At 48.9% G+C, this 436-nt stretch carries 2 protein-coding genes; one reads left to right on the forward strand and one right to left on the reverse strand.

Annotated elements, in window-relative coordinates; all coding sequences use genetic code 11:
* On the forward strand, nt 1–204 hold a 204-nt coding region (locus DVK07_RS21910; protein WP_199719741.1), incomplete at its 5' end, for an HNH endonuclease.
* Nucleotides 205–233: 29 nt separating this feature from the next.
* Here the strand turns inward: DVK07_RS21910 and DVK07_RS24150 are convergent.
* A partial coding sequence (locus DVK07_RS24150; RefSeq protein WP_233565666.1) for a hypothetical protein occupies nt 234–436 on the reverse strand: 203 nt, incomplete at its 5' end.

Genomic DNA, 436 nt, shown 5'->3' on the forward strand with positions numbered 1-436 from the left:
GATGAGCCAGAGAATATTCTTGTCCTGTGCCCGAATCATCATACGGATTTCGACTATGGGCAACTGACTGTTGATCCAGAGACGTATCGAGTTAGTCATACCTATGAAGAAGCTGTAGATGGTACCGAATTGGATATTGCAGATCCACATATGATTAGCGAGGATCACCTCACATATCATAATGAAGTCATCGCGGGGGAGTAATGGATTAAGAGGATCTAGACGCTGACTGATTAGGAGAATCCGATTGGAGCTGATAGTTGATCAGTTTCGTCGCCCCAAGTGAGGTATCGGTACTGCCGGTACCGTGAATGCTCCCGTGGATCCAACCCGGAGTAGTCGATCGTTGGACGGTTCTCATCTTCCGGGTCGTCCGGGTATTCAAGAAGTGCTGCTCGAAGAGCAGCATAACGCTGTTCGTCGTCTCGTTGGGTGA

The sequence above is a fragment of the Halorubrum sp. Atlit-26R genome (genome assembly GCF_003666015.1).
Lineage (GTDB): Archaea > Halobacteriota > Halobacteria > Halobacteriales > Haloferacaceae > Halorubrum.